The sequence below is a fragment of the Vibrio orientalis CIP 102891 = ATCC 33934 genome (genome assembly GCF_000176235.1).
Classification (GTDB): Bacteria; Pseudomonadota; Gammaproteobacteria; order Enterobacterales; family Vibrionaceae; genus Vibrio; species Vibrio orientalis.
Window position 1 is genome coordinate 388,648 of the sequence record NZ_ACZV01000005.1, and the last position, 18,852, is coordinate 407,499.

Consider the following 18,852-nt stretch of genomic DNA (forward strand, 5'->3'; position numbering starts at 1 on the left):
CCTAAAAGATAACTTTTCAATAACCCTTTTTTTGGTCGGTGTTTGTACTTGGCCGAATAGGGTATAGTCCGCCATAAACAAAAAAAGCCCAACTTATTAACATCTGATTAATGATCGATTGGGCATATCGTCACCTTCAATATTTAGAGAAGCAAGCTCATGGCAGACAACGATTTTAAAGAACCTTATAATATCTTTTACTTTCTAGGATTTATTGCTGTATTACTGATCCCAACTCTTCCTGCAACACTGACTTGGATTCGAGTGTTAAACGGATACGCAGGGTTCTAATTACGGCTTACGGAGCATGCCATCATTATTCGCAGAGTTTTTCTATACGTTGTTGGCGTGCTCAGCCTGATTCTGGGCATCATCGGTATTTTTCTTCCTCTTCTTCCTACTACACCTTTTATTCTCCTATCAAGCGCTTGTTTTATGCGCAGCAGCCCTCGTTTTCATCGTTGGTTACATAATCACAGAACCTTTGGACCGGTTTTAGACAACTGGCATCAAAACCGAGCGGTCACAGCTAAAGTGAAAAAGCGTGGTGCTATCTGGATTGTCTTCAGCTTCACGCTCTCCATTTGGGTCGTGCCACATTTCTGGTTAAAGATCATGCTAGTGGTAATGCTGGTGGTATTGCTCAGCTGGTTTATTCGTTTACCTGTGACTGAGTACCTTGCCGATAGCAAAGAAAATCACTAAGATTGCTAGGAAGTGTGCCCACTTTTTTAAGTGGGCGTTTGTTTTTTAGGCACTGTTTTAAGCACAACGATCCGTGATGACTGTTTCGGGCCTATCGATAGGGTAGATTGTGCTGAAAACTATGCTGAACCTAGACCCCTTTGATGGTGTCTAGCAATGATATAGCCAATCTAAGTATAGAATTATGACAACTGAAACAATCGCGCAGATCAAATCGAGCATCAAAAGCATTCCAGACTACCCAAAACCAGGCATTCTCTTTCGTGATGTGACGAGCCTAATGGAAGACGCAAAGGCTTACCAAGCGACTATCCAGCTACTTGTTGATAAGTACAAAGATATGGGCTTTACCAAAGTTGTGGGTACGGAAGCTCGTGGTTTCCTATTTGGTGCTCCACTTGCTCTTGAACTAGGCCTTGGTTTTGTACCAGTACGTAAACCTGGCAAGTTACCGCGCGCAACTGTCGCTCAGTCATACGAGCTAGAATACGGCACGGACACTCTTGAGATCCATACTGATGCGATCGTTGAAGGTGACAAAGTTCTAATGGTTGATGATCTGTTAGCAACTGGCGGCACGATTGAAGCAACGACTAAGCTCATTCGTCAACTTGGTGGTGTCGTAGAACACGCTGCGTTTGTGATTAACCTTCCTGAAATTGGTGGTGATAAGCGTCTTGAAGGTTTAGGCCTAGACGTATACAGCATCTGTGAGTTTGAAGGTCACTAATCGGGTAGGTTATTAATAGGTATAGTTTCATGAGTTATCTTGCCTTAGCGCGAAAGTGGCGACCTACGAAGTTTAATGAAGTCGTTGGTCAAGCCCACGTTTTAACAGCACTTGAAAATGCTTTAGCCCAGAACCGTTTACACCACGCGTACCTGTTTAGTGGCACACGGGGGGTCGGTAAAACATCGATCGGACGTTTGTTTGCTAAAGGGTTGAATTGTGAAACAGGTATTACCGCAAATCCATGTGGTACGTGTGATACTTGTAAAGAGATAGACGAAGGTCGTTTTGTCGATTTATTGGAAATCGATGCGGCTTCTCGCACTAAGGTTGAAGATACTCGTGAACTACTGGACAACGTTCAGTACAAGCCTGCACGTGGCCGTTTTAAGGTTTACCTTATCGATGAAGTCCACATGCTTTCGCGCCACAGTTTCAATGCACTGCTAAAGACGCTCGAAGAGCCGCCTGAGTATGTGAAGTTCTTGTTGGCCACAACCGATCCTCAAAAACTGCCGGTGACGATTTTATCGCGTTGCCTTCAGTTCCATTTGAAGCCAATCAGTGTTGATACTATTCATGAGCAGCTTGATCATATTCTAAAAGAAGAGCAAGTAAGCGCCGAAGCGCGCGCCTTGGGTATGATTTCTCATGCCGCTGATGGCAGTATGCGCGATGCTTTGAGTTTAACGGACCAAGCCATTGCACTTGGTAATGGTCAAGTTATCACAGATAGCGTTGCACACATGCTCGGCACGTTAGATACCGACCAAGCATTGCACTTACTTGAAGCCATCAGCTCTAAGCAAGCTCAGACCGCTATGGAATGTATCTCTGCACTGGCTCAAAATGGCGTAGAGTGGGATGGGTTACTTCAACAATTATCGACTCAATTACATCGCCTAGCGATGTATCAAGCTCTACCTGCAACACTAGACCAAGCTCAACCGGACGCTGAAAAAATTGAACTGTTAAGTCGTGCTTTAAGCCCGCAAGATGTTCAACTGTACTATCAGATTGCGTTGAAAGGCCGAGAAGACCTGCCTTTGGCACCGTCTGAACGTATTGGTCTAGAGATGGTTATTCTGCGAATGATGGCATTTAGACCTGCGTCTAAACCTCAGGCGAACGTGATTTCGACTGATGCAGAGCCACAGGTTGCTAGTGCGCCAGTAGCGGCGTCACAGCCGGCGCCGAAGCCTCAGCTTGCTTCTGCACCTCAAGCTCCGCAGACTCCAGCTCCTAAGAATATGGCATCTGAGAGCCCTGTGCCGCCAACGCAAGGTTACGATGCGCCTCCAATGGATTACATGCCAGAACCACCGCCGCACTATGATGAACCTCAATATATGCCACCACCAGAGCAATATGGTTCGATGCAGGAAGCGCCGCAGTCTCAACCGATGACTCGTCCACAATCTGATGCGCGTTCATCCTCACCGGTGAGTGGCTTGAGGCATCAATTGCGTTCTCAGCGTAAAGGTATTAATCCTACTCAGGGTAATTCGCCAAAAAAGGCTAATGCGACATCTGCAAAATCAGAGTCTGTTCTTGACCGTGTAGCTAAGAAACACGCTGGAGCAGGGCAGGTGTCGCCATTATCAAGCCATAATCCAAACGTGGCACCTGAACCCGCAAAGAATGAGCCTTATCAGTGGAAGCCAAGCCTCCCACAGACTAAAAAAGAGACTCTCGAACTAACGCCAACACTACTCAAAAAGGCGTTAGAACATGAAAAAACACCGGAAATGGTGCAAAAGCTAGTCGATGAGAGCTTGAACCAAAGTGACTGGGCCAAACTTATCAGTCAGCTCAATACAGCGAAGCTAACAGAGCAATTAGCGCTGAACTCTTGGTATGAGAAAAGTGGCTCTACTATCGCTTTAACACTACGATCAACACAGGCGCACTTAAATACCGATAGGGCCCAAAGTGAGCTGCTTGGCGAGCTAAACCGAGTCTTAGGCGAAGAATGTCAATTAAGTGTTGTAGTCGGTGATAGTGGAGAAACCCCGCTTGAGTTAAGAGATAAACTCTACCAAGGTCGACTGCAACAGGCATTTACTAGCTTAGAAAATGATCCGCATGTGCAATTTATCGAAAAGCGATTTGCGGCAGAGTTAGACACTGAGAGTGTAAGGCCAATTTAATTTGAGGGGTTGAAACTATTTGGCTTCAGCCCAATCTAATAACGAAACAAGCTAAATAACCAGAGAGATAAACATGTTTGGTAAAGGCGGTATGGGCAATCTAATGAAGCAAGCCCAGCAAATGCAAGATCGCATGCAAAAGCTTCAAGAAGAAATCGCTAATATGGAAGTAACCGGTGAATCTGGTGCTGGCCTAGTGAAAGTAACGATTACTGGTAGTCACAGTGTTCGTCGTGTTGAAATTGACGAGAGTCTAATGGAAGACGACAAAGAAATGCTAGAAGATTTGATCGCTGCTGCATTTAACGATGCGGCGCGTCGTGTTGAGGAAACTCAAAAAGAAAAAATGGCAGGCGTAACTGGCGGTATGCAACTACCACCAGGCATGAAGATGCCATTCTAATTGAGTAAAAGTTAATGCGCACCAGTCATATGCTGGAGCAATTGATGGAGGCCTTACGCTGTCTACCTGGGGTTGGCCCCAAGTCGGCGCAGCGTATGGCCTTTCATTTGTTACAGCGAGATAGAAAAGGCGGATTGCAGTTAGCGGATGCGCTCAGTCAGTCAATGACCGAAATTGGTCACTGCAGTGAATGTCGAACTTTTACAGAAGAAGAAGTTTGTCATATCTGTACCAATCCCAAACGACAAGAAAACGGCCAAATGTGTGTGGTAGAAAGCCCGGCAGATATTGCTGCGGTAGAAGCAACTGGTCAGTTCTCAGGGCGTTATTTTGTGTTGATGGGGCATCTATCGCCATTAGATGGAATTGGCCCTAGTGATATTGGCCTAGACGTGCTCGATTACCGTCTTCGTCGTGGAGATATTACGGAAGTGATTCTAGCGACCAATCCGACAGTTGAAGGCGAAGCGACGGCTCATTATATAGCAGAGCTTTGTCGTGAACATCAGGTTTCTGCAAGCCGAATTGCTCATGGTGTCCCTGTTGGTGGTGAACTAGAGTTAGTTGACGGTACAACTTTGTCGCATTCATTACTCGGAAGGCAAAAGCTGTCCTAAATAAAAAACCGCATCTACTGCGGTTTTTTTGTATCTGAAAAAACACCATGGGCAAATTATTGCCCGCGCTATCAGGTGATACTTTCTAGCTCTGTAATATTGTCCAAAGCTTGCTGAGTTGTAGCGCCACATATAATTGGGCATGCCTTAAATTGGTGACACACCTTAGGTCTCTCTGATTTTCCAAACAGATTGCATAGATTCTTATCATTGAGCTGAACGCAGCGCACTCCAGCAGGTTTGCCGTTTGGCATACCTGGAATAGGAGATGAAATACTCGGAGCAACACAACATGCTCCACATCCTAATCGACAATCCATTCCACTGACCTCATGAAAATTAAGCGGGCGATACTAACACAGACTGCCATACTGTTCACGTTATTATATACATTAGTAATATATGTTTTATTGGGAATATTCCCAATTTGTTAATTAAAAATTAATGACTACTTCCAAAATAATTATTTTTTATTTTATAAATCTGTCACTAATAATGTTCTAATTTATCTGTAGGCATATAAATAATAATTAAATTAATAAGTGCTTTCTTCTGTGAAATTGATATGTTTATTATTTAAAGGCTCTTGGGCAAGAGTTGGAAATATATTACTTATTCTGAGTAACTTGTTGCCTAATGCACAAAAAATAAGTTAGAGTCTCTGCCTGAATCTGACGTAATTATTAACTTTTCGTACAAAATAATACTTGGTTTGATATTTGCTTTAGAGGCAGTGCTGAAGGATTAAATGGCTAGGAGATAGAAATGGGCAAAGCAGCTCTTGTTGGACATATTGGTACTGGCCATGACGGATTTCCACCGACACCCATTATATCGGGTTCGGGAACGGTAAAAGTAGATGGTATTTCAGTTGCCCGTTTAGGAGACCCCTTAGAGGCGCACGACAAACCTAAAAACCCTAAACATGACAGGGCGATATCCTCAGGCTCAGCAAGCGTAAAAATTGACGGTAAACCAGCCGCGAGAATAGGTGACTCTGTCAGTTGTGGTGGTGTTTTACAAGGAGGAAGCAGTGTTAACATTGGCTAGTTACTTACTTGATACATTAGTCAAAAAGACACTTGTTACACTGGCTTTTATTATCTGGCTTTCTTCTTCGGCTATTGGGAAAGAAATGTACGATGTTAGTACGTTGACACCTAATGAAGCCTATGAATATGGTGAGCTTTTACGAGTTCAGCTAAAAAATAATGCCGCATTAGAATACTTGAAATTTGCCGCTGACGCTGGTCACGCTAACGCGAGCTATGTCTACGCGAGCGAGCTTAAGAGAAAGCGTTCTTCTCATCAGGAAGATGATTCTTATCAACAATACATGATGCTTGCAGCGAGCAATGGCAGCCTAGCAGCTAAGCGCTACCTATACACTAGAGCTGATTGGTTAAGCATTGCAGAAAAGGCGAAGCTGCGTGATGAATACCATGACCAATTGATAGAGCTAGGTGCCACTGAGCCGAGCTTTGCGTACTTCAGACTATCCCAGTATTACTATCAAGATAACGACGAGTTATCTGATTACTATTTAGAAAAAGCGCAACAGTTTGATGTAGCAAAAGCTTTTATGGAAGAAGGTGAAAGAATTAAAAGTGGTCATAAAAGTTTCATTTTTCAAGCCAAAGGAGAGCGGGCTATGCTACGCCAATACGTTAAGGCCGCTGAGTTAGGCTATATACCCGCGATTAGGCGTATTGTCACGATCTTCGAATCGGAAAGTGACTTTAAACAAGCTTTGGTTTGGCGCGAAAAAGCGTTAGAAAATGGAGATTTAACCTCTCTAATATCACTTTCAAGAATCTATCGAGGCGAGAGTGATCAGTACAGTTTTGTTGGTATAGATTTAGTTAGATCAAAGGCGTACCTAGAAGTGTTTTTGCAATCAGCAGGTAGAGATTTATTACCATCTTTATATTCTCAAGCTGAAGATGATTTTTCTAAACTGACAAAACTAACAGATAAAGAACAAGCAAAGGAATCTGATTACATTAGAAGTTCCTTATTATCAAAGAAAGACTTTATTAGATATGACGAAGTATTAGACAGTGTCCAGTACTAATTAAGAATGTTTTGATGCGATATAACTCATATTTGCGTCGGATTATTCTTACCATTTTCTGGTTACTGTCTTATGTTCCGCTTTTAGCAAATGAAGTAATATTCCACACTAATGGATTGGGAATTAAGTTATGTGTATTTTTAATAAATAAGTTTAATTGGCGAAAGAAATTAAGTTTAATTAATTTATTTTTCTACACTATTTAGACTATTAATCCTAATTCAATAAACGTCACCCACCCTGTAAATTAAATCGGAGACCCTTGACTATGTCGAAGGAAGGAAGCGTTGCACCTAAAGAACGCATTAATATTAAATATATCCCTGCAACTGGCGATGCTCAGGCTGAAATCGAGCTACCACTAAAGACTCTAGTAGTAGGTGACTTTAAAGGCCATACCGAAGACACGCCTGTTGAGGAGCGCAGTACCGTTTCAGTAGACAAAAATAACTTCGAGTCTGTTATGCGAGAAAGTGAATTAGGTTTGTCTACGGTCGTCAAAAACAAACTAGGCGACGATGAAAATGCTGATATGCCAGTTGAACTTCGCTTCAACGCTCTTACAGATTTCAACCCAGACTCTATCGCTAGCCAAGTCCCTGAGTTGAATAAACTTATTGAGCTAAGAGAAGCCCTAGTAGCGCTAAAAGGACCACTTGGCAACATTCCCGCATTCAGAGAGCGCTTGCAGGAACTACTGAGTTCTGAGGAGTCTCGCGACAAGCTACTCAGTGAACTCAACCTCGTTAGTGAAGAAAGTAATTAGAACAAGTTAACACGACTAACATTTGTCATTTTGGATTAGGGATACATTTTAATGTCTACAGAATCGGTACTAGAAAGACCACAACTCTCTGAGGGGAGTCTATTAGATGAAATTATGGCACAGACCAAGCTCGCACCAAGCGAAGAAGGTTATGACGTTGCCAAAAAAGGAGTTGCCGCGTTTATCGAGAATTTGATTGGTTCACAGCAAACTGATGAAGCAGTTAACAAATCTCTCGTTGATCAAATGCTTGTTGAACTAGACAAGAAAATCAGCGCGCAAATGGACGAGATTCTGCATGACGAGAAGTTCCAGCAAATGGAATCAGCTTGGCGCGGCCTGAAGTTACTCGTGGATCGCACGGACTTTGGCGAGAACAATAAAATCGATCTTCTGCATGTAACAAAAGATGAACTATTAGAAGATTTTGAATTTGCTCCAGAAACAACGCAGTCTGGACTGTATAAACATGTTTACTCATCTGGCTATGGTCAATTTGGTGGTGAGCCAACGGGCGCAATTGTCGGCAATTTTAGTTTCACCCCTTCAACTCCAGACATGAAGCTACTTCAATATATGGGCGCACTAGGTGCAATGGCTCATGCCCCGTTCTTATCGAGTGTAGGGCCTGAGTTCTTCGGCTTAGATAGCTATGAAGAGCTACCAAATATTAAAGATGTAAAATCAATCTTTGAAAGCCCTAAATACACCAAGTGGCGTTCACTTCGTGAATCAGAAGATGCGCGTTACCTTGGCCTAACGGCCCCTCGTTTCTTACTGCGTGTTCCTTATGACCCAGTAGAGAATCCTATCAAATCATTCAATTACGCTGAAAGTGTTGCGGCATCACACGAACATTATCTATGGGGTAATACGGCGTTCGCACTTGCGACAAGACTAACCGATAGTTTCGCCAAATACCGTTGGTGTCCAAATATTATCGGCCCGCAAAGTGGCGGTGCTGTTGAAGATCTGCCTGTTCACGTATTTGAGTCAATGGGTGCTCTTCAAGCGAAGATCCCAACAGAAGTGTTGATTACTGATCGTAAAGAGTTTGAATTAGCAGAAGAAGGCTTCATTGCCCTGACTATGCGTAAGGGCAGTGATAACGCGGCGTTTTTCTCAGCTAACTCTATCCAAAAGCCGAAGGTATTCCCAAATACCAAAGAAGGTAAAGAGGCCGAGACTAACTATAAGCTTGGTACTCAGTTGCCTTACATGATGATCATTAACCGCCTAGCGCACTATATCAAAGTGCTACAACGCGAACAGATTGGTTCATGGAAAGAGCGTCAAGATCTTGAGCGAGAGCTTAACACTTGGATTAAGCAATTTGTCGCGGATCAGGAAAACCCACCAGCAGATGTACGCAGCCGACGTCCACTACGTGCAGCAAAGATTGATGTTGCTGACGTACAAGGAAACCCTGGTTGGTACCAAGTGTCATTGTCTGTTCGTCCTCACTTTAAGTATATGGGCGCAAACTTTGAACTGTCACTTGTTGGTCGACTAGATCAGGCGTAATTGAAATGACGTACTTTGCACCAGAAGAGAGTACGTTTGGTGTTGGCTTCTTAGAACGTTTAGAAGCCAACTCTGATCCTGTTTCATTTACTCAAGGTCCTTATCCAACAGATGTGTTGGCTTCGATTAAACGAAATGTCGCTAAAGTCCTCAATACTCGGGTTGGAGGAGCGCAAAGTGCGCCAACCCTAGGCCTTATCGATTTTAATGATGCCACGCTAGATACCTTAGATTTGTCTTTGAAGGTGAAGTTATCTATTCAAGACTGTCTACGCCAGTTTGAGCCACGTTTAAAACATATAGAAGTGACCGCTATTTTGGACCGAGATCGCCCACTATCTCTGCAGTTTCGTATCACTGCACAGATAAATAGTGATGCGATACATGACAAGGTTCAATTTAACTTGCTGCTAGACCAGAACAGAAAATATCGAGTGGTTTAAGGAATATGAGCCAAGATAAATACTTTAGAGAAGAGCTTACTTTTCTTAAAGAGCAAGGAAGGGAGTTTACTGAGATTTACCCTCAGCTTTCCCGTTTCCTCCATGGTCGAACATTAGACCCGGATGTTGAACGCTTACTAGAAGGTTTTGCTTTCTTAACTGGGCGCTTGCGAGAGAAAGTTGAAGACGAGTTTCCTGAACTGACTCACTCGATGATTAATATGCTTTGGCCCAATTACCTTCGACCTGTGCCGAGTATGAGTATCTTGGCGTTTGCACCGGATCAAAGTGTCAGTGAAAAGCAGTTGATCCACAAAGGAACGCAGGTCGATAGTAAAGCAATTTTCGGCACGAAATGTCATTTCCAGACGTGTAGGGAAGTGGAAATTTATCCGATAGAGAGTGTTGATGTACGAGCACAACACACTCGCGAAGCCACCGTTATAGATGTGATGTTGAGCACTCAGGGTGATGTCACTCTGGGTAATGCTCTTCTAGAGGATCTGCGCTTTTATCTTGGTGGTGACAAATACAGTTCTCAAATGCTTTATCTGTGGCTAAACCACTACCTGGATAAAGTGACCATTGACATAAATGGTGCTGAGTTTTCTCTACCTAAAGACAGTTTTAGTGTTGTTGGTTTTGCCAGCAATGACGCTCTACTCCCTTATCCGACCAACGTCTATGAGGGATATCGTATTCTGCAGGAGTATCTGTCGTTTCCTGAAGCCTTCCACTTTTTTGACCTATCACGCTTAGATAAAGTTATTCCAAAAAGTGTCAGTGGTGAATTTACCATTAAGCTGCACTTTTCCAAGACGCTTCCTGTTGATGTAAGGGTACAGAAAGAGAACTTCCAACTTTACTGTACGCCAATTATTAACTTGTTCCATCACGACGCTGACCCGATCGCTTTATCTGGTCGTCATTCTGAGTATCGGGTGGTGCCGTCGAGTCGTTATCCAGCGCATTATGAAGTGTTTAATGTTGAAAGTGTTGTCGGTTGGCAAGACGGACAGCATGAAGGAAAGCGGGTCCGAGGTTCAAAGCGTGTTTATTCTCCTTTTGAGAGCTTTCAACATGAGGTTGAACGAGTGCGTCACCGCCAAGCTCTTTACTATCGAACTCGAATCAAAGAGAGCATTCGAAAAGATGGCTTTGACAGCTTTATATCTTTTGTCAGAAGTGACGAAACTGTCTCTATTGATGTCGATGAAGCGGTATCAATAAAGCTCACCTGTACCAATCGACTATTGCCTTTAGAGCTAGGCGTTGGCGATATCTGTGAAGCAACAGATACTTCGCCGCCTTTTGCCACATTTTCCAATATCTCGGTTCCATCTCAATCATTAAGACCTGTGCTGGATGGAAGCTTGCTATGGACGCTGATTTCTAACTTGTCCCTTAACTACTTATCGCTTCTCTCAAAGGATGCGTTAAGCAGTGTTTTAAGAGCGTATGACTTTAAAGCACTCGTCGATCGTCAGGCAGAAAAAGTATCAAAACGTCGTCTAGAGGCGATTCAAAAGATTGAGTCAAAGCCAATCGACAAAATTATGCGCGGCCTACCGATAAGGGGCTTGCAGTCCACACTTTATATTGATCAAGCGGGCTTTGGCTCTGAAGGCGATCTTTATCTATTTGGTACGGTTTTAAGTCACTTCTTCGCGTTATACGCCAGCATCAACTCGTTCCACGAGCTGCACGTCGTCAATGTTACTAATCAAGAGAGGTATACATGGGGTTCTCAAACGGGAATGCAACCTCTCATTTAAGTGGTGACGAGGAGACTCAGCAGCCAATCGGTATGCCGAGTGAAGTACATGATTATAGCTTTTACCAATTGGTTGAATTGGTGCAAAAGCTGAAAGGGGTCGACCCTGAAGAGTATGAGTGGGAGCGCAGCTGCCAATTGATGTTCAGTGGAAATCCAAGTTTGGGTTTTTCGCCGGCAGATGTGGCGAGTTTAGATTTACTCAATGATGACCGCATGATCATGACGACCAACTTTTTTGGCCTGTCAGGTGCACAATCGCCGCTCCCTGGCTATGTCGTTGAGCAACTTTTGATGGAAGGGCCTGGTGGACAAAAGCAGCAGTTTTTTGATTTTTTCAATAACCGCTTAATTAGCCTGCTATATCGCATATGGCGAAAGTACCGATACTTCGTTCGCTTTCAACCAGATGCGAAAGACGACTTTTCAGCGCAGCTACTTTCTTTGGTTGGATTGGGGTCAACGGACCTTAGAGGTGACACGCCAATCAACTGGTGCAAGATGCTGGCTTATTCGGGCACGTTAGCGGGTCGAAGTCGCTCTCCACAAGTGGTGGCGGGAATTATCGCCCATTGTTTTGATTTGAAAGAGGTTCGAATTGAGCAGTGGACGAAAAGAAAGGTGGATATCGCACCCTCACAGCAAACCTCGATAGGCCAAGGGAACGCAGCCTTGGGGGTGTCAACGATGGTCGGAGATTCAGTGGTCGATTGTAATGGCAAGTTCACGATTTGGATTGATGGGCTAAGCCGTAGTCGGTTCTTAGATTTCTTGCCGTCAGGTAAGGAGTTTGAACCACTTTGTAAATTGGTCGAGTTCATCTTACGTGAACAAATGGCGTACGACTTATCTCTGACCATGGCGAGTGAAGAACCGCAACAAATCCTACTGAGCAAAGAGTCGAATGTCGCCTTGGGTTGGACATCGTTTCTTGGCCAAAGCAACGACAAGAAAAACGTATTAATTCAAGTAAGGCAATGATGATGGGTAAATCACCTTTAACCAAGCTGACGTTATTGGTTACCAATGTACAAAAACTAGAGTCAAGACTCTCGGCGCTAATCGAATGGGGAGTTGAGGGCGGCATCATCGGTGCTGATGACAGCGCGCATTGGTTACTTTCTGACTCTCAGGGTGAAGTTTTTCCTGAGCATTGCGAAATATTGATGCTCGATGGCGCTTTTTGTCTCAAGGATCTTTGTGGTGAGACGTACATCAATGGTTCTGTGATGCCAGTGGGTAAAGAGTTGTTAGCAAAACTGGCGCACAACGATCAGGTCCGAGTTGGCCCATACGAGATACGAGTCATTGTCGGCGACTTAGATACAGAAATTTGCTCTGAATCTCTCAACACCCTTTTTTCTGAGCCAGCAGCCGACCTTTTATCAAATCATGTGCCTGAGCAGGAACTCACACCTAAACCGAAGCCTGTAGAGAGAACGGATCCATTAGATGCGTTGGGTGATTACGTTTCAGAAAAGACACAGTCTCTGATTGATGATGAGCCGCAAAATAATAATGACTCAGTGCCAGCTAGCTTAGGGCTTGAAGAAGATTTTTCAGCACAAGAGTCGGGCATGGTTATGCAAGCAGACAGCAACAACGAGCTGTCGTCATCGATGATGCTCAAGAAAATTCTTAATTTTGGTTTTCGCTCCAAGCAAGCGAATCAGCCAGAGCAAAATACCAATACGACACAAAAAATCGAGTCAAGCCAGGTGACTGGATTTGACCAGCAAAAAATAACAACCAACGTTTTAGAGGGCTTTCAAATGGACGAACAAGAATTAGATTTGTTAGAGGAAGAGGTGGCAAAGAGCCTTCCTACGGAAACAAGTAGTGATGTATCGACTTCCGGTTTAGGCGGACATTTACTGACAGGACCTTTGCTTAATGGCTTGGGCGCGCAGCTAAGTGGTACCGATGATATTGCACGTATGCAGATGTTGTCTCAAGAGTTGGGTGAGTCATTACAGTCATGCATTAAAGGCATCTTAGCCTTGCATCAACAAGCCAACCAAGGCCGCTTTGGCACGCTAAACCGCAACTTACAGCCGATAGAAGATAACCCTCTAAGGCTAGGGCTCTCTTATCAAGAGACCATTCAAACGCTTTATGACTCAAATAAAAGTGCGGTGCATCTGTCAGCGCCATTTGCGATTGAAGAAAGTTTAGCCAATGTACAAGCGCACAATGAGGCGATGCAGTACGCAACAGGCGAAGCTCTAACGCAAATCTTAGGTGCATTTTCTCCTGAAGTACTTCTAAGTCGCTTCCAAAACTATAAGCGCTCTCACCAATCTAGTGTTGAGGACAGCGATGCTTGGGCTTGGCAAATGTACTGTAGCTACTACCAAGAATTGGCGTCACATCGTCAGCAAGGATTTGAAAAATTGTTCTGGGAAATCTTCGAACAATCGTATGACCGAAAAATTCGAGAACAGCAATTGGAGTACTGATCGTGAGACATTTGCTCTTTGCGTGCTTTTGTTTTGCGTTACTGACTGGGTGTAGCAGTGAACCTGTAAGCCCAGCAAAAGCACCCACGAAGGTGACATTCAGTCTCGTAGCGACAGAGGGAATGAATCCGAATGTGTGGGGAGAAGCCGCACCAGTTGAGATTCAAGTATTTGAGTTAGTTGATGATTCGATGTTTATGTCATCTAGCTATGACCAGCTCAAACAAGACTATAAAAAGGCTTTAAAAAGCAACTTTATCAAGAGCTATGACTACGTGTTGCTACCAGGTCAATTCAAGTTTGTTAATGAAATCGAAGTGACTGACGAGACAAACTATATCGGTGTTCTCGCCAATTTTTCCGACATTGAACTCAGTGAATGGAAGAAGGCCGTCAAGGTCATCAAGCAGGGCAGGGAGTATCACTTACTAATGCTTATTAGTGATTACGAAGTAGATTTACAAAGGGTGGAATAGAGAAGATGTTTTCACGAAATCGTGTAATTTGGAACGAAGGACTTTTCATAAAACCCCAGCACTTCCAACAGCAACAGCGATACTCGGAATACTTTATGGATGAGCGATTGAGTACGGTCAGTCGTTATTTGTACGGTATTTCAGAGTTTGCGTTCAATCCTGAGTACCTTTCGTTTGGCCGCATTGCCATTGAGCGAGCGGTTGGCGTGATGCCGGATGGTTCGGTCTTTCGTATCCCTCAAGAAGATGTTCATCCAGACGCGTTAGAGATCGAAGACGCGTCACTAGCAAACCAGCTTGTTTACTTGGCGGTTCCTTTGCGTAGTGAGTCTTTAAGAGAGATTAACTGGCCAGACGCTCAGGGTACGGGCAGGTATGAAAGTCGACGACTAGAAGTGCGTGATGTCCATACCTTACAAGGTGATATGACCACCATCGATGTCTCTCCTATTCGTATCCAATTGATGTTGGAAAAAGAAGATCGCAGTGCGTATGCCTCTATGGCGGTAGGAAGAATACTGGAAAAGCGTCCTGATGGTAGCGTGGTTATGGACCCAGACTTTATTCCTTGCCATGTCAATGTTGCTGCGAACTCATCACTTCACCGCTTCATTAACGAAATCTCAGGCTTGATGCGCGAGCGTGCCAAAAACATTGCTCAACGAATTGGCTCGCCTACTCAAGGTGGTGTCGCCGATGTCTCTGACTTTATGTTGCTACAGGCTCTAAACCGCTTACAGCCACAAATTCACCATTTGGCAGAGCTACGTAGTCTGCATCCAGAGCGTCTGTTTGAAAGTTTATCTTCGATGGTTGGTGAGCTAGCAACGTTTACTGATGAGAGTAGGTTGCCACCAAGTTTGGCTAGCTATAACCATGACATGCCGACGGAATCATTTTGGCCTTTGATTCGTAACTTACGCCAAGCGCTTAGTGTGGTACTCGAACCGAGAGCCGTCGCGATTCAACTTGATAAACGCAAATATGGCTTGATGGTAGCACCAATTCAAGATCCGCAGTTGATGCAAACCGCTGACTTTATCATCGCAGTCAAAGCACGTATGCCAATGGATGATTTACGTCGCCAATTTACCCAGCAAACCAAAGTCTCTTCGGTAGAGAAAATCCGTGAGTTGATTTCTTTGCAATTACCTGGTGTTCCTTTGGTGGTGTTACCTGTCGCACCACGTCAATTGCCGTATCACGCTGGCTATATCTATTACCAGTTGGATAAAACAAGTAGTGCATGGCAGCAGCTCTCGCAGTCAAGTGGCTTTGCTTTCCATATTGCGGCCGCATTTGACGACCTCGATTTACAGTTCTGGGCAATAAGGGATTAGACGTGGATAAGAAAAGTACTCAATTCAGCAGCTTACTGTTTGATGATGCTGAAAAAATAAACCATGACCAAGATTATTGGTTTCAACTGCGTGGGAGTTTGCACAACCCACTTATTGATGCGTCGACGCCTTTGTTCGGACTTTCCTTGCGTATTCGTCAGTTAACAGATTGCGAAAATATTGAAGCAATCTACGAGCAGACGTTAGAGGAAATCAAAAATATTGAAATTGAGCTGACAGGTCTGGGCTACGAACATGCCGTGCTAATGGCCTATCGGTATATCTTGTGCACCTTCCTCGATGAGGCTGTGTTAGGCACCGAATGGGGCGCGAACACGGTATGGGCTGAGCACTCACTTTTGTCTCGTTTTCACAATGAAACTTGGGGCGGAGAGAAGGTATTTACGGTCCTGAAACGCCTAGAAAAAGAGCCTGAAAATTACACCGAGCTGTTGGAGTTTATCTACCAATGCTTAGTTTTAGGCTTTGAAGGTAAATATCGCGTGATTGAGTCGGGCCAACTAGAAAGAGAAAAAGTCATCGATCGACTCTATCACTTATTGCATCACGACGAAGAGCAGAAACCGGTTCAACTGACTCATGCAACAGAGCACGTTGTTCGCTCTAAATACAAGATCAGCAAGCAGTTACCTATTTGGACCATATTTGCAGGTTTCGCGCTGCTTTGGGTAGGAACATTTATTGGTTACAGCTATCTCCTTCATGTCAAAACAAGTGACGTGATTGAACAGCTAAATCAAATTTTATAACAATAATTAAGGCTAGGTTATTACCGTGATACGTATTGAACTTCCAACTCTTATATCAAAGTTAAACGAGCAGAGTAAGCTTGCACTAGAACAAGCTGCGACCGTTTGTATTGAGCGCCAACATGGCGAAATTACTTTCGAGCACTATCTTGAGGTTCTACTAAATAACCCGTTATCAGATGTTAGGCTGATATTTAAACAATCTAATCTTGATAGCGATGAGCTTAATCGCGCTTTGGTTGATGGCTATGCTCGAGAGGTATCTTTAGACAGTTACCCTGCGTTTTCTCCGCTATTGGTAGAGTTACTTCAAGAGGCATGGTTACTTTCAACCACAGAACTGAATCAGACTGAACTACGTTCTGGTGCGATTCTGCTTGCCGCTTTGACGCGCGCAGATCGTTACATGGTTCCGAACTTGGTCAAAGTGACCAACAGCATCAATCGCGAAAGTTTACGTAAACACTTTTCTGCGATCTTAGTTGATTCTTCAGAAACTCAAGTGGCTGATAAAACGCAGAAAAACAACGCTGTATCAGGTTCAGATTTATCCATTTTAGATAAGTACTGTACTAATGTGACAGAGCAAGCGCGTAACCAAGAACTGGATCCTGTGCTATGCCGAGAGCATGAGATCAGTTTAATGATCGATATCCTTTGCCGCCGTAGAAAGAACAATCCGATCGTCGTGGGAGATGCAGGGGTAGGTAAAAGCGCTGTCATCGAAGGGCTAGCACTATGTATCGCTTCTGGGCAGGTACCTAATCAGCTAAAAAATGTCGAGCTCTACTCGCTGGATCTAGGGCTACTTCAAGCGGGTGCTTCGGTGAAAGGTGAGTTTGAAAAACGACTGAAAGGTGTGATTGACGCAATCAAGCATTCACCATCGCCAATTATCCTTTTCATTGACGAAGCGCATACGCTTATCGGCGCGGGTAACCAAGAAGGTGGCGGTGATGCAGCGAATTTGCTGAAACCGGCTCTTGCCCGTGGTGAGCTAAGTACTATTGCCGCGACAACTTGGAAAGAATATAAGAAGTATTTTGAGAAAGATCCTGCATTGACGCGCAGATTCCAACTGGTCAAGCTGGATGAACCGAGTGTCGAGCAAGCCGTTGATATCTTACGAGGACTTAACTCAGTTTATGAAACCACTCATAAAGTCCTAATTACAGACGAAGCGCTTAAAGCCGCTTCAGAGCTGTCGGCACGTTATATCTCTGGTCGTCAACTGCCGGATAAGGCGATCGATGTGTTAGATACTGCATGTGCTCGTATTGCGATTAATCTAACGACTCCTCCTAAGCGTCTTGCTGCAATTGAAACGGCTAAACATCAGCGTCAGCTAGAGATTGATATGCTCAATCGTGCTCAGTTGTTAGGTCAAGACTTAGATACGGCTAGATTAGATGAGTTGCAAACGCAAAGTGTTGCTGATGAGCAAGAGCATCAGGCACTGAGCGCAAGTTGGCAGCATCAAAAGCAACTTGTAGAAGAGATCATTGCTCTGCGCTCGGAGCTATCCGCAGATGAACAAAGTGACGAAGAGCGTTTAGCGTGCAGTGAGCAGATCCGTGCCAAGTACAAAGAGATTGATGCGATTCCTCATAGAGAACGACTGATTCACCCTCAGGTTGATGAGCAGCAAATCGCCGAAGTGATTGCCGATTGGACTGGCGTACCTGTCGATCAAATGAACAGTGACGAGCTGTACAAAATTACCCATTTGACCTCTATTTTAGGTCGTGCAATTAAAGGTCAAGACGTTGCTATTGAGCGAGTACATAAACATCTGCTGACAGCGAGAGCCGACCTTCGTCGTCCAGGGAGACCGAAAGGTGCATTTCTTCTCGTTGGCCCAAGTGGTGTGGGTAAAACCGAGACTGTCGTGCAGTTGGCCGAGCATCTCTATGGTGGCAAACAGTTCTTAACCACCATCAACATGTCTGAGTATCAAGAGAAGCACACCGTTTCGCGATTGATTGGCTCTCCACCTGGCTACGTTGGCTACGGTGAGGGCGGTGTGTTAACAGAGGCGATTCGCAAAATGCCTTACTCGGTCGTTTTGCTTGATGAAGTCGAAAAAGCACACCCTGAAGTATTAAACCTCTTCTATCAGGCCTTTGATAAAGGTGAGCTTGCTGATGGTGAAGGACGAATCATCGATTGCCAGAATGTGGTTTTCTTCCTGACGTCGAACCTAGGCTTTCAAACGATCGTCGACTACTCAGAGCGTTTAGATGATCTTGATGATGCGCTTTATCCTGAGCTTGCTGCCTTCTTCAAACCAGCGTTACTTGCTCGTATGGAAGTCATCCCTTATATGCCACTTTCTCCTCAAGTCCTTGAAGTTATTGTCAGAGCGAAACTTGAGCGTTTAGAGCATCTGTTTAAAGAGCGTTATGAAGCTGAGGTGGTTATTGAACCTTCATTAATTGATGAGATCCTTGCCCGAGCAACGCGTTCAGAAAATGGCGCTAGAATGCTTGAAGCCATCATTGAAGGTCAGCTTCTACCACCTGTTTCTCTTGCGCTACTCAACAAACTTTCAGAGCAGAAACCGGTTAATCGTATCCAATTGTCCGCCGTTGACGGCCAATTTAAAGGCGAAGTGGAGTAGG

Annotated in this window: 19 protein-coding genes; 18 read left to right on the forward strand and 1 reads right to left on the reverse strand. The window is 44.3% G+C overall.

The genetic code is table 11. From position 1 onward, the window contains the following. The first annotated feature begins 159 nt into the window (after positions 1-159). From VIA_RS22590 to recR, 6 genes are all read left to right on the forward strand, one after another. The gene (locus tag VIA_RS22590; RefSeq protein WP_004413335.1) at positions 160-291 is read left to right on the forward strand and encodes a hypothetical protein; all 132 of its coding nucleotides are present in this window, start codon (positions 160-162) and stop codon (positions 289-291) included. A gap of 21 nt (positions 292-312) precedes the next feature. Next, complete coding sequence (locus VIA_RS12315; RefSeq protein ID WP_038211086.1) at positions 313-705, forward strand: YbaN family protein; 393 nt, start codon at positions 313-315, stop codon at positions 703-705. 184 nt (positions 706-889) lie between these two features. Beyond that, positions 890-1,435 (forward strand): adenine phosphoribosyltransferase, encoded by a 546-nt coding sequence (gene apt / locus VIA_RS12320; protein WP_004413337.1) that lies wholly within the window; start codon positions 890-892, stop codon positions 1,433-1,435. Between the two features lie 29 nt (positions 1,436-1,464). Further along, the gene (dnaX, locus tag VIA_RS12325; protein ID WP_004413338.1) at positions 1,465-3,585 is read left to right on the forward strand and encodes a DNA polymerase III subunit gamma/tau; all 2,121 of its coding nucleotides are present in this window, start codon (positions 1,465-1,467) and stop codon (positions 3,583-3,585) included. Positions 3,586-3,658: 73 nt separating this feature from the next. Further along, on the forward strand, positions 3,659-3,988 hold the full coding sequence (locus VIA_RS12330) for a YbaB/EbfC family nucleoid-associated protein (RefSeq protein WP_004413339.1): 330 nt from the start codon (positions 3,659-3,661) through the stop codon (positions 3,986-3,988). A gap of 14 nt (positions 3,989-4,002) precedes the next feature. Then, positions 4,003-4,605, forward strand: a complete 603-nt coding sequence (gene recR / locus VIA_RS12335; RefSeq protein ID WP_004413340.1) for a recombination mediator RecR — start codon at positions 4,003-4,005, stop codon at positions 4,603-4,605. Positions 4,606-4,676: 71 nt separating this feature from the next. Here recR and VIA_RS21730 read toward each other — a convergent pair whose 3' ends face one another. After that, on the reverse strand, positions 4,677-4,925 hold the full coding sequence (locus VIA_RS21730) for a YkgJ family cysteine cluster protein (RefSeq protein WP_004417145.1): 249 nt from the start codon (positions 4,923-4,925) through the stop codon (positions 4,677-4,679). Positions 4,926-5,370: 445 nt separating this feature from the next. Between VIA_RS21730 and VIA_RS12340 the strand changes: the two genes are divergently transcribed. The 12 genes from VIA_RS12340 (at position 5,371) to tssH (ending at position 18,851) form a co-directional block, all read left to right on the forward strand. Next, positions 5,371-5,655: a type VI secretion system PAAR protein gene (locus VIA_RS12340; protein ID WP_004417146.1), complete on the forward strand. Its 285-nt coding sequence runs from the start codon at positions 5,371-5,373 to the stop codon at positions 5,653-5,655. Next, entirely contained in the window at positions 5,639-6,679 is a 1,041-nt protein-coding gene (locus tag VIA_RS12345) for a hypothetical protein (RefSeq protein ID WP_004413342.1), read from the forward strand. Before VIA_RS12340 ends, VIA_RS12345 begins: the two co-directional genes overlap by 17 nt. Positions 6,680-6,947: 268 nt before the next feature. Next, positions 6,948-7,445, forward strand: coding sequence for a type VI secretion system contractile sheath small subunit (gene tssB, locus VIA_RS12350; protein ID WP_004413343.1), 498 nt, complete (start codon positions 6,948-6,950; stop codon positions 7,443-7,445). Positions 7,446-7,496: 51 nt separating this feature from the next. Further along, a complete protein-coding gene (gene tssC / locus VIA_RS12355; protein WP_004413344.1) occupies positions 7,497-8,969 on the forward strand; it encodes a type VI secretion system contractile sheath large subunit in 1,473 nt (490 codons plus the stop codon). Positions 8,970-8,974: 5 nt separating this feature from the next. Continuing rightward, on the forward strand, positions 8,975-9,412 hold the full coding sequence (tssE, locus tag VIA_RS12360) for a type VI secretion system baseplate subunit TssE (protein WP_004413345.1): 438 nt from the start codon (positions 8,975-8,977) through the stop codon (positions 9,410-9,412). Between the two features lie 5 nt (positions 9,413-9,417). After that, on the forward strand, positions 9,418-11,187 hold the full coding sequence (gene tssF, locus VIA_RS12365) for a type VI secretion system baseplate subunit TssF (protein WP_004413346.1): 1,770 nt from the start codon (positions 9,418-9,420) through the stop codon (positions 11,185-11,187). After that, positions 11,151-12,167 carry a type VI secretion system baseplate subunit TssG gene (gene tssG, locus VIA_RS12370; RefSeq protein WP_004413347.1) on the forward strand — a complete coding sequence of 339 codons (1,017 nt, stop codon included), beginning with the start codon at positions 11,151-11,153 and terminating at the stop codon, positions 12,165-12,167. Before tssF ends, tssG begins: the two co-directional genes overlap by 37 nt. Positions 12,168-12,169: 2 nt before the next feature. Continuing rightward, a complete protein-coding gene (gene tagH / locus VIA_RS12375; RefSeq protein WP_004413348.1) occupies positions 12,170-13,645 on the forward strand; it encodes a type VI secretion system-associated FHA domain protein TagH in 1,476 nt (491 codons plus the stop codon). A 2-nt stretch (positions 13,646-13,647) separates the two neighbouring features. Beyond that, positions 13,648-14,121 carry a type VI secretion system lipoprotein TssJ gene (gene tssJ, locus VIA_RS12380; RefSeq protein WP_004417153.1) on the forward strand — a complete coding sequence of 158 codons (474 nt, stop codon included), beginning with the start codon at positions 13,648-13,650 and terminating at the stop codon, positions 14,119-14,121. A gap of 5 nt (positions 14,122-14,126) precedes the next feature. Next, on the forward strand, positions 14,127-15,461 hold the full coding sequence (gene tssK, locus VIA_RS12385; protein ID WP_038211088.1) for a type VI secretion system baseplate subunit TssK: 1,335 nt from the start codon (positions 14,127-14,129) through the stop codon (positions 15,459-15,461). A gap of 2 nt (positions 15,462-15,463) precedes the next feature. Next, positions 15,464-16,231, forward strand: coding sequence for a type IVB secretion system protein IcmH/DotU (gene icmH / locus VIA_RS12390; RefSeq protein WP_004413351.1), 768 nt, complete (start codon positions 15,464-15,466; stop codon positions 16,229-16,231). 25 nt (positions 16,232-16,256) lie between these two features. After that, complete coding sequence (gene tssH / locus VIA_RS12395; RefSeq protein ID WP_004413352.1) at positions 16,257-18,851, forward strand: type VI secretion system ATPase TssH; 2,595 nt, start codon at positions 16,257-16,259, stop codon at positions 18,849-18,851. The last annotated feature ends 1 nt before the right edge of the window (position 18,852 follow it).

What these genes read in the sequence shown, in the direction of transcription:
- dnaX (WP_004413338.1), top strand. Translation starts at nt 1,465, where the DNA reads ATGAGTTATCTTGCCTTAGCGCGAAAGTGGCGACCTACGAAGTTTAAT.
- tagH (WP_004413348.1), top strand. Translation starts at nt 12,170, where the DNA reads ATGGGTAAATCACCTTTAACCAAGCTGACGTTATTGGTTACCAATGTA.
- VIA_RS21730 (WP_004417145.1), bottom strand. Translation starts at nt 4,925, where the DNA reads ATGGATTGTCGATTAGGATGTGGAGCATGTTGTGTTGCTCCGAGTATT.
- tssF (WP_004413346.1), top strand. Translation starts at nt 9,418, where the DNA reads ATGAGCCAAGATAAATACTTTAGAGAAGAGCTTACTTTTCTTAAAGAG.
- tssK (WP_038211088.1), top strand. Translation starts at nt 14,127, where the DNA reads ATGTTTTCACGAAATCGTGTAATTTGGAACGAAGGACTTTTCATAAAA.
- VIA_RS12340 (WP_004417146.1), top strand. Translation starts at nt 5,371, where the DNA reads ATGGGCAAAGCAGCTCTTGTTGGACATATTGGTACTGGCCATGACGGA.
- tssC (WP_004413344.1), top strand. Translation starts at nt 7,497, where the DNA reads ATGTCTACAGAATCGGTACTAGAAAGACCACAACTCTCTGAGGGGAGT.
- recR (WP_004413340.1), top strand. Translation starts at nt 4,003, where the DNA reads ATGCGCACCAGTCATATGCTGGAGCAATTGATGGAGGCCTTACGCTGT.
- tssE (WP_004413345.1), top strand. Translation starts at nt 8,975, where the DNA reads ATGACGTACTTTGCACCAGAAGAGAGTACGTTTGGTGTTGGCTTCTTA.
- tssB (WP_004413343.1), top strand. Translation starts at nt 6,948, where the DNA reads ATGTCGAAGGAAGGAAGCGTTGCACCTAAAGAACGCATTAATATTAAA.
- VIA_RS12330 (WP_004413339.1), top strand. Translation starts at nt 3,659, where the DNA reads ATGTTTGGTAAAGGCGGTATGGGCAATCTAATGAAGCAAGCCCAGCAA.
- VIA_RS22590 (WP_004413335.1), top strand. Translation starts at nt 160, where the DNA reads ATGGCAGACAACGATTTTAAAGAACCTTATAATATCTTTTACTTTCTA.
- apt (WP_004413337.1), top strand. Translation starts at nt 890, where the DNA reads ATGACAACTGAAACAATCGCGCAGATCAAATCGAGCATCAAAAGCATT.
- tssG (WP_004413347.1), top strand. Translation starts at nt 11,151, where the DNA reads ATGGGGTTCTCAAACGGGAATGCAACCTCTCATTTAAGTGGTGACGAG.